This is a genomic window from Pseudomonadota bacterium, assembly GCA_037200975.1.
Taxonomy (GTDB): Bacteria; Pseudomonadota; Gammaproteobacteria; order Steroidobacterales; family Steroidobacteraceae; genus CADEED01.
Map to the genome: position 1 here is coordinate 4196137 of JBBCGI010000001.1, position 13785 is coordinate 4209921.

A 13785-nucleotide genomic window follows, 5' to 3' on the forward strand; every position below is an offset into this window, starting at 1 on the left:
ATTTACGCATGTTCGCCGGCAGCCTGGTGGCGCTCGTGACCCCGATGCAGCCCGACGGCAGTATCGATTACGACGCCTGGTCGCGACTCCTCGAGTTTCAAGTCGCCAATGGCACCACGGGCATCGTGGTGGCCGGATCCACCGGCGAATCGGCCACCGTGACGGACGCCGAACTACGCGAAATGTTGTTGACGGCGCGCGGGGTTCTCGGCACACGTGCATTGCTCATCGCGAATGCCGGCACCAGCAGCACCGACACTTCCGTGCAGCGCGCACGGTGGATCAGCGAGCTTCAGGTCGATGCCCTGCTGGTCGCGTCGCCACCTTATGTACGGCCGACCCAGGAAGGCCTGTTCCGACATTTCTCGGCGATCGCAGCCAACTCGCGGATTCCGGTGCTGCTCTACAACGTGCCCAGCCGCAGCGCGGTCGATCTGCTGCCCGCCACCGTGGCGCGCCTCTCGCGTGTGCACGGCATCGCCGGCATCAAGGAAGCAGTGGGCGAGGTCGCGCGCGTGCGCGAGCTCGTCGGCAGCTGCGCGTACGATTTCCGCATCCTCAGTGGCGATGACCTGAGCGCGCGCGACTGCATCGGCGTCGGTGCCGTGGGCGTCATCTCCGTCACCGCGAACGTGGCGCCGCGTGCCATGGCCGACATGATCGCCGCCGCCGTGCGCGGCGAACGGGCGGCCGCCACGCAGATCGACCAGCGCCTCGTGGCCCTGCATCGCAATCTGTTCGTGGAATCCAACCCCATCCCGGTCAAATGGGCCGTGGCGCGCATGGGACTCATGGGCGGCACGCTGCGTCTGCCGCTCACCGAGTTATCTGCCGAGTACCATGCGGTGGTAGTCGAGTCGCTGTTCGCGGCCGGCATTACCGTGAACTCCTGAAGTCAGACAAGGTCGCACCCCTCATGCGTATTGCCGGAACCCTTCTCGCCTGCATCCTGTCCGCGACCATGATCTCGGGCTGCAAATCCCGCATGGTCAGTTGCAAGCAAGACAACAAGGATTACGCCGAAGCCCGGGAATTACCGCCGCTGACGGCCCCTCCGGGCCTCGACGCGCCCAATACGCGCAACTCCCTCAAAGTACCGCCGCTTGCCACCCCCGAGCGCGTCCGTGGGCGGGACGAAGGCTGCCTCGATACGCCGCCGCCGTTTGCCACATCCAAATCGGCCGACGCTGCGAAGCCGAAGTAACGCGCTTTCCGTTATGATTCGCACCCCCGGGAAATCCTTGGATAAATCCTTGGGGTACGTACGCTAAGTAGATTCCGGACAGGTGGCCGAGCGGTCGAAGGCGCTTGCTTGGAAAGCAAGTAACATCTCACGGTGTTCCAGGGTTCGAATCCCTGCCTGTCCGCCAGATCTTTACCATGGCAGTCCGTATCGGCTCCTTCGCGACGACTAGTTGTAAACCCCGTCAGGCCCGGAAGGGAGCAGCGGTAGCGGCGATGTCGGGCGCCGAAGTCCGGCTGGTGCGGGCTGCCTCCCAAGGATTCAAGCTTTCATGAGTTACCTCGCGCTTGCGCGCAAATGGCGGCCGCGTTCCTTTGCCGAATTGGTCGGGCAGGAGCATGTGCGCCTGGCGCTCGGCAATGCGCTCACGCAGGGGCGGGTGCATCACGCCTTCCTGTTCACGGGCACACGCGGTGTGGGCAAGACCACCATCGCGCGCATCCTGTCCAAGTGCCTCAACTGTGAATCCGGCGTCACCGCCACTCCCGATGGCACCTGCGCCTCGTGCAAGGAAATCGACGAAGGCCGGTTTGTCGATCTGATCGAAGTCGACGCCGCCTCGCGCACCAAGGTCGACGACACGCGCGAGCTGCTCGAGAACGTGCAGTACGCGCCGACGCGCGGACGGTACAAGGTCTATCTGATCGACGAAGTGCACATGTTGTCGACGCACTCGTTCAACGCGTTGCTCAAGACGCTCGAAGAACCGCCACCGCACGTGAAGTTCCTGCTGGCCACCACCGATCCGCAGAAACTGCCGGTCACGGTTCTGTCGCGCTGCCTGCAGTTCAATCTCAAGCGGCTGCCGGTGACGTTGATCAGCGAACATCTGGCGAAGGTGCTCGCGGCGGAAAAGATCTCCGCGGAACCGGCCGCGTTGAAACTCGTGGCCCAGGCCGCCGACGGCAGCATGCGTGATGCCTTGTCGTTGCTCGACCAGCTCATTGCATTCGGCGGCGGCAAGGTCGAGGAAGCGGGCGCGCGTTCGATGCTCGGCACCATCGACCGCGATCACGTCACGAAACTCGCGCGCGCGCTCGCCGCCGGTGATGCGGCGAAGCTGCTCGAGACGGCGCGCCTGCTCGAGGAGTTTTCGCCGGACTACGCCCAGGTGCTGGACGATCTCGCCTCGCTGCTGACGCGTATCGCGCTGCGCCAGCTCGTGCCCGGATACGAGGGTGATGAATTGTTCGACAGCGCGCTGCTCGCCGAGCTCGCCGCGGCGATCGCTGGGGAAGACGTGCAGCTTTACTACCAGACGGCGATCCTCGGGCGCCGCGATCTGGGGCTCGCGCCCGATCCGCGCACGGGCTTCGAGATGACGCTGGTGCGCATGCTGGCGTTCCGCCCGGCGGGCAGCCCGGCGCGAGTTCAAACTACCGGCGGGGCGAGCGCGGCGAGCGCGGCCGCGGGCACGCTGCCCACGGCGGGTGGCTCGCCGATCGTGCGGCCGGCTGCCGCGGGACCCATCGATCCGGTGCAATGGGCGCGCGTGATCGGCGATCTCGATGTCACCGGCGCCGCGCGCCAGCTGGCCACGAATTGTGCGCTGCTCGAACACCGCGGCAACACGCTGCGCCTGGTGCTCGACGCGCGCGGCCAGGTCCTGAACACACCAGGCAATCGCGATCGCCTCACGCAGGCGCTGGCGAAATACGTCGGCGGTCAGGTGAAACTCGAGTTCGTCGATGGCGCGCCGGCGGCCGAAACGCCTTCGCAGAACGTCGAACGGCGCTCGGCCGAGGCGACCGAGGCCGCGCGCCGGGCACTCGAGGAAGACCCGACGGTGCGTGACATGAAATCGCGATTCGGGGCCACGCTGCATCCCGAATCGGTGCGGTCAACGGAGTAGAGGAGAGATCGATGCGTGGTGGTGGAAACATGATGAAGCAGGCCATGGCGCTTCAGGCCAACATGAAGAAGGCCCAGGACGAAATTGCCAACATGGAAGTCACCGGTGAATCCGGCGGCGGCATGGTCAAGGTGACGATGACGGGTAAACACGAAGTGAAGCGTGTGCAGATCGAACCGGCAGTCGTCTCAGAAGATCGCGAGATGCTCGAGGACCTGATCGCCGCGGCGATCAACGATGCCGTGAACAAGGTCGACAGCCAAAGCCAGGCGCGGATGTCGTCGGTGATGTCCGGGCTCAACCTGCCGCCTGGCTTCAAGATGCCGTTCTGAGGCTTCTCTAACTACATGCAGCACGCCGCTCCGCTGGCAAAACTCATCGATGCATTACGCGCCTTGCCGGGTGTCGGCCCGAAGACGGCGCAGCGCATGGCGTTCCACCTGCTGCAGGGCGGCCGTGGCGGCGCCCGCACGCTGGCCGAGGCGCTCACCGCGGGCCTCGCGGCCATCGGCCGCTGTAAGCGTTGCCGCATGTTGACCGACACCGAGTTGTGTTCGATCTGCGCGTCGAGCTCGCGCGAGACCGCCTTGTTATGCGTGGTCGAATCACCGGCGGACGTGGTTGCGGTAGAGCAGTCCGGCAGCTATCGCGGCAGGTATTTCGTGCTGCACGGACACCTGTCGCCGCTCGATGGCATCGGGCCGGAGCAGATCGGCGCGCGCGAATTCGAAGCGCTGCTCGATTCGGGCGAAGTGCGCGAGGTCATTCTCGCGACCAATCCGACTGTGGAAGGCGAAGCCACGGCGCATTTTCTCGGCGAACGCGCCGGGCAGCGGCGCATCCAGGCAAGCCGTATCGCGCATGGCGTGCCGATCGGCGGTGAGCTGGAATACGTGGACGGCGGCACGCTGGCGCATGCGCTGGCCGGACGTCACTCCGTCTGACTAGAAGGGGACTGGAAAAAGGGGACAGATCTATTTATCGAGCGGCTGACGTTGAAGAACGGGCGCTGTGCTCCCGATAAATAGATCTGTCCCCTTTTTCCAGTCCCCTTCTAGTTCCGCGCCTCAGTTGGTCACGTCGAGCGTCGTCTTTGCACGGATATCTGCGCTTGAAGCACCAACCTGCACTTCGAATTTTCCGGCGTCGACCGCGTAGGCCTTCTTTGTGTCGTCGTAGATCGGCAAATCGCGCGCCGGTCTGATTGCGAATTTCACGACTCTCGATTCACCGGGCTTCAGTGCGATGCGCTCGATGCCGCGCAGCTCCTTGAGCGCGCGCGTACGTTTCGGATCGAGCGGCTGCAGGTATAGCTGCACGACCTCGTCGCCCGGGCGTTTGCCGGTGTTCTTGACCGTGACGGCCGCCTGCACGCTGCCGTCCGCCGCCACCGAGCTCTTGTCGAGTTTCAGCCCCGAATACTGAAACGTCGTGTACGACAATCCAAAGCCGAACGGATAGAGAGGCTTTCCTTCGAAGTACCGGTAGGTGCGGTTCTTCATGCTGTAATCGTCGAAGGCCGGCAGTTTCTCATCCGCCTTGTAGAAGGTGATGGGCAGGCGGCCGCTCGGATTCACGGCGCCGAACAGGACGTCTGCCACGGCGTTGCCGCCGCGTTGTCCCGGGTACCAGGCGACGAGGATGGCCGGTAGTTTGGTCTGTTCCCAGTCCACCGCGATCGCAGAGCCGGTCGTCAACACGAGGATCACGGGTTTGCCCGTGGCCTGCAGTGCTTCGAGCAGTTTCTGCTGGCTGCCGGGCAGACGCAGGTCGGTGCGGTCCCCGCCGGCGAAGCCCGGGTAGTTGACCTTCATTTCCTCGCCCTCGACATCTCCGGTCAACCCGCCGACGAACACGACGACATCGGACACCTTCGCCGCGTCGAGCGCTTCCTCGAGCGGCGGTTTCGCGCCCGGCAGGCGCCACGCAAGCCGCACTTCCGCGTCGCGGTCGGCTTCGAAGTATTCGAGCTTGATGTCGTAACTCCTGCCCGCTTCGAGCTCGACGAATGCACTCTTGCTGGCGACGCGCGGATTCGGCTCCCAGCCGTCGCTCACGACCTTGCCGTCGATGTACAGGCGGAAGCCGTCGTTGGCGCCGACCACGAGCTCGTATTTCCCCGTCTTGGGCGGCAGTAGTTTGCCGGTCCAGCGGATCGAGTAATCGTCCACGCCGAGCGCCGCCGCCTGCGTCAGCTCGCCCTGGGCGACCAGCGTATCGGTCGGTGCGCCGCGATCCCAGCGGAAGGCGACACGCGGATCGATGCGTGTGAGTACGGGAGCACCCGCGAATTCCTTGCCGCGGAAATATTCGCCCTTGAGACCCTGCGTTTGCGAGGCGGCTTCCGGACGCAAATACGCCGGCTCGATCAACGGTGCCGCGCGGGGTTCTTCGCGGCCCTCGACCAGATCGGCACCGCGCGAGTAATTCACTTTCGTGTTCGGGCCGACCGCATCGCGAATGCCCTGCAGGATGGTCACAGGCGCCGCGGGGGTGCCGTAATAGTTGCCCAGCAGCGACATGATTTCATCCGCCGTCGGGCCGATCACCGCGATGCTCCGGAGCTTCGCCTTGTCGAGGGGCAGAACGCCGCTGTTCTTGAGCAGTACGATGGATTCCTGCGCCGCCTTGCGCGCCAGCGCATCGTGCTCGGGCGACTGGTTCACCTTGTAGGGAATCTGCGCCCATTTCACCTTGTCGTCCGGATCGAACATGCCGAGCTGGAAACGCGTGAGGAACGCGCGGCGCACGGCGGCGTCGATCTCCGCTTCGGTAATCAAGCCTTTCTTCACCGCCGAGGTGAGCGTTGCATAGGTCTTGCCGCAGTTCACTTCGAGGCCGCTGCGGATGCCGATGACGGACGCTTCCTCGGGGGTCGGCACGATCTTGTGGAATCTCCAGATGTCGTCGATCGAGTCGCAGTCCGACACCACGTACCCTTTGAAGCCCCACTGGTTGCGCAGGATTTCCGTCAGCAGGCGATGGCTGCCCGAAGCAGATTCCCCGTTGACGCGGTTGTACGCGCCCATGACCGAAGCGACATGACCTTCCTGCACCAGCGCCCTGAACGCCGGTAGATAGGTCTCCCAGAGGTCGCGTTCGCTAGGATATACGTCGAAGTGGTGGCGGTCCGCCTCCGGGCCGGAGTGCACCACGTAGTGTTTGGCGGTTGCGTCCACCTTGCGGTATTTCGGATCGTCGCCCTGCAGCGCCTTCACGAACGCGACGCCCATGCGCGCGGTGAGGTAGGGGTCTTCGCCGTAGGTTTCCTGGCCGCGGCCCCAGCGGGGGTCACGGAAGATGTTGATGTTGGGCGACCAGAAGGTGAGCCCCTGGTAACGCTTGCGCTGCTCGTGCCGGGCAAATTCATGGTGCTTGGCGCGCGCCTCGTCGCTGATCGCCGTGGCGACCTGCGTCATCAGCGGCGTGTCGAAGGTGGCGGCCATGCCGATCGCCTGCGGAAAAACGGTTGCCGCACCGGCGCGCGCTACGCCGTGCAGCGCCTCGTTCCACCATTCGTATGCCGGTACATCGAGGCGCGGAATCGCGACGGCATCGTTCTGCAGCTGCGATACTTTTTCTTCGAGCGTCATGCGCGACACGAGGTCCGCCGCGCGCTCCTCGAAGCTGCGATCGAGGTTCTTGTAGACCGGTTCCTCGGCGGAAGCGGGGGCAGCCGAGGAAAATGTGACGACGGAGAGCAGGGCGCCAACCGCGGCGCGCGCAAATTTCCAATTCATGTTGCTGGCTCCTCGAGCGCGGGTGGCCGCCGGACTGGCACCCCCTCATCCCGCGCGCGGTAGCGGTACCATACCTCAACGCCGACTGCGTTGTCCGGGGCCGCGCGTCTCGATGAGCTCTTCATAACGCCGGCGCAGACGCCGATAACTTTCATAACGGCGCGCACTCAACTCGCCGGCCTCAACCGCGCCGCTCACCGCGCATCCCGGTTCCTGCATGTGGCGGCAATCCTGAAATCGGCAGTTGCTCGCACGCCGGTCAACCTCAGGAAAACCCAGCGTCTGCGAATCGAGCTGTTCGATGGCCGGCGCGAAATCGCGCACGCCGGGCGAGTCGATCAGCGTGCCGCCGGAGGCGAGCGGATACGAACGCGAGGCGGTGGTCGTGTGGCGGCCTTCCTCCTCGCGGTCCAGCAGGCTCGTTTCGATGTCGGTTTCCGGCAGCAAGGCGCTTACGAGTGACGATTTGCCGACGCCGGATTGCCCCACCAGCACACTCGTCCCCTGCGCCAGCAGAGTCTTCAATGATTCGAGACCCGCGCCCGACGTCGCAGAGCACGACACGTGCGCGTAGCCGGCTGCCGTGAAGGCGGCCAGTTCATCGGCGTCGCTCTTGTTAGCCGCGAGATCGGATTTGTTGACGGCGACGGCACCGGCGATACCTGCGGCCGTGGCGGCGCACAGATAACGGTCGACGATGAACCAGTCGGGCTGCGGCAATGGAGCGACCACCACCACGAGCTGGGAGATATTGGCAACGACCGGTTCGCTCTCGCCGCGCACATTGGCGCGCGCCAGCAGTGTCCTGCGCGGCAGGACCTCGACGATGAGCAGTTCATCGTGTTTGCGGTCGCGCTCGCAACGCACACGATCGCCGCAGACGATGCTCAGGCGGCGGCCGGCGGGGCGCGCGCGCAATTCGCGTCCGTCCGCGGATTTGACCAGCAGATGCCGGCCGTACGCGGCGATGACCTCGGCGTCGAATTCGTCTGCGTCAAGCGGTGCGGTCATTCGTGTAGTATCGCGTCAATCCTTATGCCGAGCAGCGACTATCTGATCTGGATAGATCTCGAGATGACGGGCCTCAAGCCCGACACCGACGTGATCATCGAGATGGCCACCATCGTCACCGACGTCGACCTCGATGTGGTCGCGGAGGGCCCGGTCATTGCGATCCACCAGTCGGAAGAAATCATCGCCGGCATGGACGAATGGAATACGCGCACCCACGGCGCTTCGGGCCTGATCCAGCGCGTGCGCGACAGCAAATACACGCTGGCCAGCGCCGAAGCCCGCACCATGGAATTCCTGCGGGTGCTGGTGGAGCCGAATGCCTCGCCGATGTGCGGCAACAGCATCTGCCAGGACCGTCGTTTCCTCGCCCGCCAGATGCCGACGCTCGAGGCGTTCTTCCACTATCGCAACCTCGATGTCAGCACGCTCAAGGAGCTCGCGCGCCGTTGGGCCCCGGGAATCATCCCCGGGTTCTCCAAACGCGGCGAACACAAGGCGCTCGCCGACATCCAGGAATCCATCCGCGAGCTCGCGTACTACCGCGAGCAGTTCCTCGCGCCGGAATACCAGAAGCTGTGAAGCCGGATCTGCCCGCGTTCGCCGACGTGGTGGCTGCCGCGGCGCGTATCGGGCCGCACATCGTGCGCACACCCGTCATGCGTTCCGCCGCGTTCGACGCGCGCGCGCAGGCGCAGGTGTTCTTCAAATGCGAAAACCTGCAGACCGGCGGCGCGTTCAAGTATCGCGGCGCCATGAATGCCGTGCTGCAGCTCGATCCGGCGCGAACAACGCGCGTGATCACGCATTCATCGGGCAATCACGGCAACGCGTTGGCCCTTGCGGCGCGCGCCCGTGGCATACGCGCCATCGTGATCGTGCCGCGCGATTCTCCACGCTCCAAGATCGCGAACATCGAAGCAGCCGGCGCGCGGGTGGAGTTGTGCGACCCCGGCTTGCCGGCGCGCGAGAAGCGGCTGGCGGAAGTCCTGGCAAGCGAGCCCGGTGAGCTGGTCCATCCTTTCGATGACTCGCGGATCATCGCGGGGCAGGGTACCGCCGTGCTCGAGTTGTTAGCCGACGTACCGGACTTGCAAGTCGTGAGCACGCCGGTGGGCGGCGGCGGATTGATCGGCGGAAGCGCGCTCGCCGCGAAGGCTCTGGCGCCCGGTATCCGCGTGGTCGGTGCCGAGCCGTCGCAGGCGGACGATGCCTTCCAGTCATTCCGCAGCGGCGAGCGTCGCGCGGTCGTGACGCCCAACACCATCGCCGATGGATTGCGTGCGTCGATCGGGGTGCGCAACTTCGAGTTGCTGCGTTCTCACGTCGACGACGTGGTCACCGTCAGTGAAGCGCAGATCATGGAAGCGATGCGCATCGTGATGAACGATCTCAAATTGCTGATCGAGCCGTCTTCGGCGGTGCCGGTCGCCGCGGCCCTGGCGGGCAAGCTCGGATCGGCCGGGCAGCGCATTGGCATCGTGTTGTCGGGCGGCAATGTCGACCTGAACCTCTGCCCCTTCCTGCGCGGCGAGCGGATGTAAAAAATACTTTATATGCCCGGCCTCCAAATGTAAGGTTAACCGTACATTCTGGAGACTCTGTCAGGGCGGTGATCTCCCACCGGATCGGACGGCGCGCGGAGCAGGTACAAGCCGATGAACGCGACCTGCGCCTGCAAAACGTTTCGGCTCGCGCAGGGGATCTGTCGTTGACGGTGATCATCGTCGCTTGCGTGTGTGTGCTGGCCTTGACGCCGGCACCGCTGCTCGCCTGGTGGCTTTCACCAATCGTGCTCGCGAACGTGCTCATCGGCCTGCTGATCGCAAGATCGCTCGTGGAACACGTCGTGCTCACGTTTGCCTACTTCGCAGCGCGCCGATGACCCATGCAGTTCGCAACCGGATTCGCGAGTGGCGCGTGCTGCGTGGCGATCTGACGCAGGAGCAGCTCGCGAACGCATGCGATGTCACGCGCCAGACCATCATTGCGCTCGAAGGGGGAAAATATTCTCCGTCACTCGAGCTCGCTTTCAAAATCTCGCGCGCGCTCGGACGCAAGCTCGACGAGGTTTTTCAGTACACGGAATAATTTTCAGGACACGGGAACCAATTCACGGTTCATTGGCGCAGGAATTGCGTCTTGAATGATCGTCATTGTCCGTTATATTCGGACTCGATGTTGAATGACGCACTCACTCTCGTTTCATGGCGCTCGAGCCCGCGCAGCTTCGTCGCGCTCATGTCGTTGTACGAAAGCAATTACCTGCGCCTCTCGGAGTTGGCGGGAAATCTGAAAAACCTGCTCGACGTGTGTGTCTCGCGCGTGGCGGACGACTGTGATTTGCGTCTCACGGTGACCGAGCGTTCGCCATACACCACGAGTTTCGACCTGACCTATCTTTTCCAGCAGGAAGATGGCGTATCCACTTACCCGGACATGCGCGTGCGCGTCTATCACGACGCCCGTCTGGTCGAGGCCCAGGAATGGGCGGCCCAGCACGACCACGAGGCGTTGCGGCACCTGCGGGGGCTGGCGGAGCGTGAACTGGATCAGCGTTGGGCCCGCGATACGATGTTAAATAAGTGGCTGGAGTACTGCATCGATCGCGGCCACGGGTTTCGCGCCTGACCAATCAGGCCCCCGCGCGCTGCGCAGGGGTCTATGAAAGCGTTGAAGTCGTTAGGTCTGCTCGGCAATGGCGGTGCTGCCACTGAACCCGTGCCCGAAGACGGGCGCGTGGTGGAGCTGTTCCGCAGCCGCGCGGAACTGCGCAAACAGCACGAAGAACTCGGCGCCGAGACCCAGCGCCTGCGCGACCGGCTCAAGCAACAGGAAGCCGCCACGGCCCGGGTGCAGGAGATGTTCGAGGCCGTCGAGAAACGGCTCGAGTCGGCCGACACCGGGCTATCTACCATGGTCTTTTACCACCTGCGTGCCCTGTGGGGCGACGGCCGCGAGATCCTCGGCCTGCTGATCCAGGACCTGGCCGCCAAGCAGGAAGAACGCGAGCGCAAGGCATTCGCGCTCGAAGGCAACCGCAAACAGTTTCAGCAGCGTCAGACGAGCGAACAGCAGCTGCGCCAGGCGGAGTCGCTGATCGTCGCGGCGCGCCAGCAACTCGCGGCGTTCGACGCGCGCCTCGCCAAGCTCGACAAATGGTGGCATCGCTGGGAGCGCCCGAAAGTGGCCGCGCAGCGTCCCGCGCTGCAGGCCGCGCTCGACGCCGCCGAGGACGACCTGCAGGCCGCACGCGCCCGTTGCGAGCAGATCGAGAAGGCGGGCGCCGGCGAATTTCCGGGCATTTCAGTGGACGCCAAACGCGCGATCAACCTGGCTGCGATCGCCTGCGCGGAGGTGTTGTGTCTGCGTTTGGCGCGTACCCCGCTGGTCGGATCGGCGCGCGCCGCCATGGCGCGCCGCGAGGCCACCGAGTACTACGGGGATCTGACCGCCTGCGTGTCGATCATGGGCGACATCGTCAAGGCGCGGAACCTGCTCAAGCAGCGCAATGGAATCATGCAGGAAGTGGCGCAGCGTTCCGAACGCCTGCGCGGTTCCGCGGCCTACCTGGGAGACTTCGAGACCGTGCCGGTTCCGGAATCCTGCGGTGTTTCCGAAGGCGATGTGCTGGCGCACGGCTCGCAGGGCGTCACCGCGGCCAAACTACCGAATGTGCTGGCCGAAGATACCTGGGACCTCTGCAAGGTCCTGTTGCGCTGACTTCGGACTCGGGGCTGCCGGTCAGCCCGGCGCCTTGGGTTCGGCGCGCACCGTACGTGACGGCGCCGCATGGATCGGGCGAAGTCCCGTCACCATGTCGGTCATCACTTCGGTCGCCTGGTCGAGTACGGTGTCGGGGAATTTCACGTCCGCGAGTTCTTCCGAGGACTTGATCGCCGGCAGGTTCTGCGCGGCCCGGCGAGCATTCTCGCGACCCAGGCGTTCCTTATCCACACGCTCGCGTTCGGCCTTGCGGGTCTGGAGGTTGAGCGACAACGAGGTCTGCTTGCGCATCTGGTCGGCGGCGGCGAGGTCGGCGACCAGCCAGCGATAATCCGGGTCCTTGTCGGCGCGCGTTTTCTCTTCGGTCGCGAGCAGCGGAATGTTCGGCTGCTGTCCCTTGGCTTCGCTGCGGAACGGCACTCCGGCGATGCGATCCCAGGGCAGCGCGCCTTCGAGCGCGCTCTCACCGAATTCATCCATGTCGATCTGCGAGGGCAGCGTGACGTCGGGCTCGACGCCGCGGTGCTGGGTGCTCTCGCCCGTGACGCGATAGAACTTGCCGATGGTGACCGTGAGCTGGCCGTTCACCGGGCGCGGCGACCAGCGATCGAGCGGCACGAGATTCTGCACGGTGCCTTTGCCGAAGGTGCGCTGACCGAGAATGGTGGCCCGATGATAATCCTGCAGCGCACCGGCGAAGATTTCCGAAGCCGAAGCGCTGAAGCGATCGACCAGCACCGCAAGCGGGCCCGAATACGCGGCGCCGCTCTCGGGGTCGTCCTGCACCTCGAGCTCGCCGGTGGTGACCTTGAGCTGTACGACCGGGCCCTTGTCGATGAATAGGCCGGTGAGCGCGGTGGCTTCGGGCAGATAGCCGCCGCCATTACCGCGCAGGTCGAGCACCAGACCATCGATCTTTTCGGCCTTCAGTTCGTTGATGAGACGGCGCACGTCGCGCGTCGTGCTGCGGAATTCCTTGTCGCCGGCGTTCTGTGCCTCGACGTCCTGGTAGAAGGCGGGCACGTTGATGATGCCGACCTTGTATTCCTTGTCGCCGCGCTTGATGGTGCGCAGCTCTTTCTGCGAGGCCTGCGCTTCGAGCGTCACCTTGTTGCGCGTGAATTCGAGGGATTTCTCGGCAGTTCCGGGCGCGGCGCCGGCCGGCAGCACCTGCAGGCGGACCTGCGTACCTGCGCGGCCGCGGATGAGCTGCACCACATCGTCTATGCGCCAGCCGAGCACGTCGGTAACCGGGCCTTCCTTGCCCTGACCGACGCCGGTGATGCGGTCCTTTACGGACAAGGTGCCGGCCACGGCGGCGGGTCCGCCTTCGATGACGTTCATGATGGTCACGTAGTCGTCGACGAGCTGCAGCGACGCGCCGATGCCGTCGTAGTTGAGGCTCATCTGGATGCGGTATTCCTCGGAGCTGCGCGGCGAGAAGTAGCTCGAATGCGGGTCGTAGGCGCGCGCGTAGGAATTCATCAGCGACTCGAACACGTCGTCGGCGCTGATCTGGTCGATGCGCTTGAGCGTGGTCTCGTAGCGCTTCTTGAGCAGCTTGGCGGCTTCATCCCAGCTCTTGCCGGTGAGCAGCAGCGACAACGCGTCGTTCTTGACCCGCTTGCGCCAGAACTCGTCGAGCTCGGCGGAGCTGGCCGCGAACGGCGCTTTCTCGCGATCGAATTCGAAGGTTTCGTTCAGAGTCCAATCCGGCTCTTTGTCGAGCTGGGAAATCGCAAACTTGATTCGCTCGCGGTTGCGCTGCTGGAAGCGCGCGAAGATGGCGAATGCCGGGTCGACGTCGCCGCTGCGGATCATGTCGTCGAAGCGCAGCTTGTACTGCTCGAAATCCGCGACGTCGGAGGCGAGCAGGCTCGAGTGCTGGCCATCGATGCTCTCCAGGTACCGCGCGTACACGATCGCCGAAAGCCGGTCATCGAGCTTGGCGCCGCTGTAGTGCATGCCCTCGAGCATCGAGCCGACGCGTCTCGCCACCGACTTGTGCCGTTCGCTGGGGACCACGGAGCCCGCGGGAAGCTGCGTATTGGCGGGGGCCTGGGCCGAACCCGTCAGCACCAGCAGTGCGACGAGCATGGAAGGGGCGAGCCAGCGGTTATAACGGGTTGACGATGAATTCATGCGGCAGGGTGTCTCGGCTGTGGGAGTCCGTACAATTCAACACTAAGGCCGTGGGACGGCCTGCTCAAGTG

14 protein-coding genes, 1 tRNA gene and 1 other RNA gene are annotated in these 13785 nt (G+C 64.6%); 13 read left to right on the top strand and 3 right to left on the bottom strand.

Annotation, left to right across the window (positions count from 1 at the left end; translation table 11 throughout):
• The first annotated feature begins 8 nt into the window (after positions 1 to 8).
• From dapA to recR, 7 genes are all read left to right on the top strand, one after another.
• Entirely contained in the window at positions 9 to 893 is an 885-nt protein-coding gene (gene dapA, locus WDO72_18765) for a 4-hydroxy-tetrahydrodipicolinate synthase (protein MEJ0087719.1), read from the top strand.
• Between the two features lie 23 nt (positions 894 to 916).
• Positions 917 to 1204, top strand: coding sequence for a hypothetical protein (locus WDO72_18770; GenBank protein MEJ0087720.1), 288 nt, complete (start codon positions 917 to 919; stop codon positions 1202 to 1204).
• A gap of 76 nt (positions 1205 to 1280) precedes the next feature.
• Positions 1281 to 1370: transfer RNA gene (locus WDO72_18775), tRNA-Ser, on the top strand.
• A gap of 21 nt (positions 1371 to 1391) precedes the next feature.
• Positions 1392 to 1488, top strand: an RNA gene (ffs, locus tag WDO72_18780) — signal recognition particle sRNA small type.
• A 26-nt stretch (positions 1489 to 1514) separates the two neighbouring features.
• Positions 1515 to 3095 (top strand): DNA polymerase III subunit gamma/tau, encoded by a 1581-nt coding sequence (dnaX, locus tag WDO72_18785; protein ID MEJ0087721.1) that lies wholly within the window; start codon positions 1515 to 1517, stop codon positions 3093 to 3095.
• Positions 3096 to 3106: 11 nt separating this feature from the next.
• Complete coding sequence (locus WDO72_18790; protein ID MEJ0087722.1) at positions 3107 to 3427, top strand: YbaB/EbfC family nucleoid-associated protein; 321 nt, start codon at positions 3107 to 3109, stop codon at positions 3425 to 3427.
• Positions 3428 to 3442: 15 nt separating this feature from the next.
• Positions 3443 to 4039 (top strand): recombination mediator RecR, encoded by a 597-nt coding sequence (gene recR / locus WDO72_18795; GenBank protein MEJ0087723.1) that lies wholly within the window; start codon positions 3443 to 3445, stop codon positions 4037 to 4039.
• A 123-nt stretch (positions 4040 to 4162) separates the two neighbouring features.
• Here recR and WDO72_18800 read toward each other — a convergent pair whose 3' ends face one another.
• Together WDO72_18800 and rsgA are read right to left on the bottom strand one after the other, a co-directional pair.
• On the bottom strand, positions 4163 to 6835 hold the full coding sequence (locus tag WDO72_18800; protein MEJ0087724.1) for a glycoside hydrolase family 3 C-terminal domain-containing protein: 2673 nt from the start codon (positions 6833 to 6835) through the stop codon (positions 4163 to 4165).
• 75 nt (positions 6836 to 6910) lie between these two features.
• Complete coding sequence (gene rsgA / locus WDO72_18805; protein MEJ0087725.1) at positions 6911 to 7846, bottom strand: ribosome small subunit-dependent GTPase A; 936 nt, start codon at positions 7844 to 7846, stop codon at positions 6911 to 6913.
• Positions 7847 to 7870: 24 nt separating this feature from the next.
• Here rsgA and orn point away from each other — a divergent pair, with 24 nt between their 5' ends.
• From orn to WDO72_18835, 6 genes are all read left to right on the top strand, one after another.
• Positions 7871 to 8428, top strand: a complete 558-nt coding sequence (orn, locus tag WDO72_18810; GenBank protein ID MEJ0087726.1) for an oligoribonuclease — start codon at positions 7871 to 7873, stop codon at positions 8426 to 8428.
• Positions 8425 to 9390 carry a pyridoxal-phosphate dependent enzyme gene (locus WDO72_18815; GenBank protein ID MEJ0087727.1) on the top strand — a complete coding sequence of 322 codons (966 nt, stop codon included), beginning with the start codon at positions 8425 to 8427 and terminating at the stop codon, positions 9388 to 9390. The genes orn and WDO72_18815 overlap by 4 nt, the downstream gene beginning before the upstream one ends.
• A gap of 167 nt (positions 9391 to 9557) precedes the next feature.
• Positions 9558 to 9731 (top strand): hypothetical protein, encoded by a 174-nt coding sequence (locus tag WDO72_18820; GenBank protein MEJ0087728.1) that lies wholly within the window; start codon positions 9558 to 9560, stop codon positions 9729 to 9731.
• Positions 9728 to 9937 (top strand): helix-turn-helix transcriptional regulator, encoded by a 210-nt coding sequence (locus WDO72_18825; GenBank protein MEJ0087729.1) that lies wholly within the window; start codon positions 9728 to 9730, stop codon positions 9935 to 9937. The genes WDO72_18820 and WDO72_18825 overlap by 4 nt, the downstream gene beginning before the upstream one ends.
• Before the next feature lie 87 nt (positions 9938 to 10024).
• Positions 10025 to 10477 carry a DUF1249 domain-containing protein gene (locus WDO72_18830; GenBank protein MEJ0087730.1) on the top strand — a complete coding sequence of 151 codons (453 nt, stop codon included), beginning with the start codon at positions 10025 to 10027 and terminating at the stop codon, positions 10475 to 10477.
• Between the two features lie 33 nt (positions 10478 to 10510).
• Positions 10511 to 11569, top strand: a complete 1059-nt coding sequence (locus WDO72_18835; protein MEJ0087731.1) for a hypothetical protein — start codon at positions 10511 to 10513, stop codon at positions 11567 to 11569.
• A gap of 21 nt (positions 11570 to 11590) precedes the next feature.
• Here the strand turns inward: WDO72_18835 and WDO72_18840 are convergent, their stop codons facing one another.
• Positions 11591 to 13714, bottom strand: a complete 2124-nt coding sequence (locus tag WDO72_18840) for a carboxy terminal-processing peptidase (GenBank protein MEJ0087732.1) — start codon at positions 13712 to 13714, stop codon at positions 11591 to 11593.
• Between the last annotated feature and the right edge of the window lie 71 nt (positions 13715 to 13785).

Bases quoted from the DNA above. Each gene is read 5' to 3' on its own strand.
- dapA (MEJ0087719.1), top strand. From the start codon at position 9: ATGTTCGCCGGCAGCCTGGTGGCGCTCGTGACCCCGATGCAGCCCGAC.
- WDO72_18800 (MEJ0087724.1), bottom strand. From the start codon at position 6,835: ATGAATTGGAAATTTGCGCGCGCCGCGGTTGGCGCCCTGCTCTCCGTC.
- WDO72_18790 (MEJ0087722.1), top strand. From the start codon at position 3,107: ATGCGTGGTGGTGGAAACATGATGAAGCAGGCCATGGCGCTTCAGGCC.
- rsgA (MEJ0087725.1), bottom strand. From the start codon at position 7,846: ATGACCGCACCGCTTGACGCAGACGAATTCGACGCCGAGGTCATCGCC.
- recR (MEJ0087723.1), top strand. From the start codon at position 3,443: ATGCAGCACGCCGCTCCGCTGGCAAAACTCATCGATGCATTACGCGCC.
- WDO72_18835 (MEJ0087731.1), top strand. From the start codon at position 10,511: ATGAAAGCGTTGAAGTCGTTAGGTCTGCTCGGCAATGGCGGTGCTGCC.
- WDO72_18830 (MEJ0087730.1), top strand. From the start codon at position 10,025: ATGTTGAATGACGCACTCACTCTCGTTTCATGGCGCTCGAGCCCGCGC.
- WDO72_18770 (MEJ0087720.1), top strand. From the start codon at position 917: ATGCGTATTGCCGGAACCCTTCTCGCCTGCATCCTGTCCGCGACCATG.
- dnaX (MEJ0087721.1), top strand. From the start codon at position 1,515: ATGAGTTACCTCGCGCTTGCGCGCAAATGGCGGCCGCGTTCCTTTGCC.
- orn (MEJ0087726.1), top strand. From the start codon at position 7,871: ATGCCGAGCAGCGACTATCTGATCTGGATAGATCTCGAGATGACGGGC.
- WDO72_18840 (MEJ0087732.1), bottom strand. From the start codon at position 13,714: ATGAATTCATCGTCAACCCGTTATAACCGCTGGCTCGCCCCTTCCATG.
- WDO72_18825 (MEJ0087729.1), top strand. From the start codon at position 9,728: ATGACCCATGCAGTTCGCAACCGGATTCGCGAGTGGCGCGTGCTGCGT.